1 protein-coding gene and 2 pseudogenes are annotated in these 2,630 nt (G+C 65.2%); 2 read left to right on the forward strand and 1 reads right to left on the reverse strand.

The window, feature by feature from the left end; all coding sequences use genetic code 11:
• Positions 1–707 (reverse strand): PE family protein (locus tag AO501_RS13335; protein ID WP_156452534.1); only part of this gene is annotated, 707 nt, incomplete at its 3' end.
• 1,057 nt (positions 708–1,764) lie between these two features.
• Between AO501_RS13335 and AO501_RS39250 the strand changes: the two are divergent.
• Positions 1,765–2,408, forward strand: a pseudogene (locus AO501_RS39250) (hypothetical protein).
• A 52-nt stretch (positions 2,409–2,460) separates the two neighbouring features.
• A pseudogene (locus AO501_RS39255) lies at positions 2,461–2,568 on the forward strand (hypothetical protein); the annotation flags it as partial.
• Positions 2,569–2,630 lie beyond the last annotated feature (62 nt).

A 2,630-nucleotide genomic window follows, 5' to 3' on the forward strand; every position in this document is an offset into this window, starting at 1 on the left:
AAGCTCTGCACGGGGTTGACTCCGTTGTTCCCATTGCCACCCGCGCTGCCGGCACCGCCGGCACCGCCGGTGCCCCACAGCCCGGCACTGCCGCCGTTACCGCTGCTGCCACCGGACAATCCGCCGAAACCGCCTGCCCCACCGTTGCCGTACAGCAGCCCACCGGCCCCACCGTTGCCACCGCTGGCCCCCAGCCCGCCGTAGCCACCGGCCCCGCCGTTGCCGATCAACCCGGCGGTACCGCCGTTGCCGCCGGCCCGACCCGCGCCTCCGGATCCGCCATTGCCGCCGTTGCCGTACAACAGCCCTCCGGCACCGCCCGCTTGCCCGGTACCCGCCGCCCCGTCAACACCGTTGCCGATCAGCGGGCGGCCCAGGGCCACTTGGGTCGGTGCGTTGATCGCGTTTAGGAGCTGCTGCTGCACGTTGGCTGCTTCGGCACCGGCATAGGCGTTGCCGGCCGCGTTCAGCGTCTGCACGAACTGGCTGTGCAGTGCCGAGGCCTGGGCGCTCATCGACTGGTACTGCTGGGCGTGCGCGCCGAAAAGCGCCGCGATCACCGCGGACACCTCGTCGGCTCCAGCAGCCAGCACATTGAGCGTGGGGGCAGCCGCCGCGACCGTAGCGCTGTTGATCGTCGAGCCGATACCGGCTAGATCCGTCGCAGCCCCGATCACCAAATCCGGCCGAGTAAACAGAAAGGACATGACAGGGGGTTCCTCACTTTATTGCTGCCTCGGGAGAGGCGAATCATATCGAGTAAGCGCAGGACAACGGTGTACCAGTTATATGAAAGAATTCTCACCGTTATCAAACGGTTATATTACTCAGGGTGCCGTGTAAAGTCTTTTTACAATTTAAACTCTGGCAATGTACATCGGATTGACCAGGTCGAAGCACTCGGCGCAACGCCAGGCTGATGTCCACGCACACAGACAATTGTCCACGCACAGAGACGACGCACTAAACGTCGGACCGGAACCGCAGTGACGGCAATTCCGGTCCGATGCAACTAGCTGTACCGAGACAGGACGTTGGTAGCAGACGTGTTGGCTTGATGTGGGGAGACCTCCGGTCCTCGGCTGCCTTCTCCCCCTCAACCGCTATGCGTGGCATACGGTTTGGCGATAGATCGCCGTAAACACCCGAAATCGACCTGGAAACAACTCCGCGGACAGTACTGCGCAGGGCGATGGTGGCCAGCCGGGACGAGGTGACACTGATCGATCTGTCCAAGAACAGCACTACCCGATACCGCTACGCGGATCGGTCATCCCGAAGCTTGGCCGATCACCGCCGACGAGAAACACCACGACACCAGGACGTGTCTTGTGGAGAGCCCGGTGCATTGAGAGATGCACGCCGGGTTCGGGAAGCGGCCCGGAGAAACGGAACAGCCGCAAGAGTGTCAGCGCGCTCTGGGCCGACTTTCACCAGTAGCCAGCCGACCGCAACTCCGCAACAGCAACCACGCCGATCTCTGCGACCGTCATACCCATAGCCGTCTCCTTCCACAGACGTAGAGATACGACGGACGCTAACTATCCCCCGAATCGTTAAGCCGAGGAATTCCTCAGCGAACCCGGCTGTTCGGGGGCATTCAGGGTGAGCACATGGAGGTAGGGTTGCGGCGCTGACGGTAAGCAGCGTGGGGCCGGTTATGCCCCGGTTTGTGTGTGTGGTGCCGGGGCGGCACGGTGATCAGGTCATTGGTAGGCGACGGCCCTCCCGCCGTCTCTTGGCCGAGTGCTACGGGAGGGCCGCCTGTGTGCGCTCGGAGGCGCAGGGGTCACCGTAGAAGCAGATGTCGATCAAGTCGAGCGCAGGCTGGGCGGCTGGTGAGCTGAGCTGCCCATCGTGCGGGGGTGTGCTGGCGGGTTGGGGGCGGGGACGGTTGCGGCAGCGGCGCGGATGGGCCGGTGGAGTTGTGTCCGCGCCAGTGGCGCTGCACTAGGTGCGGGGTGACGCATGTTTTGTTGCCGGTGACCGCGCTGCTGCGCCGCGCCGATACCGCAGCGGTGATCGTGTCGGCGCTGGCAACGAAGGCCACAACCCCGGGTGGGGTTTCGCCGAGTCGCTGCGGATTCGACGCGTCCGGCCGAGACGGTGCGGGGTTGGCTGCGCCGGTTTGCCCAGCGGGCCGAGGCGATGCGTTCGGTGTTCACCGTGTGGCTGGCTGCGGTGGCTGCCGATCCGGTGATGCCGGATGCGGCCGGCGGGGTGTTGGCCGACGCGGTGACGGTGATTGCGGCGGTCGCGACCGCAATCACACACCGTTCTTGCTGCCCAAGGTGTCGCTGTCCGAGACGGCGGTGGCGGTCTCCGGTGGCCGGTTGTTGGCGCCGGGCTGGCCCGGCGAGCCGGTGCAACACGAGTCGACCCAGCCGGCGGCGCCGATCACGCCGTAAATCTGTGCGCTGTTGTGTGTTTGACGGACAGCAACCAGGAAGGAGCGGGCCGGTGGCGGTCAGCGACGATGAGGAGAAGGTGCGTGCAGAGCGCGCGCGGGCGATCGGGTTGTTTCGCTACCAGTTGATCCGGGAGGCCGCCGATGTGAGTCTGTCAAGTTTGATCGGGCCCGGGAGGACACGTTGGGTTGGCCCCATCTTGGCGTGCGTTGGGCAACGTGT

The sequence above is a fragment of the Mycobacterium gordonae genome, from assembly GCF_001417955.2.
In the GTDB taxonomy this organism is placed as follows: Bacteria; Actinomycetota; Actinomycetes; order Mycobacteriales; family Mycobacteriaceae; genus Mycobacterium; species Mycobacterium gordonae_B.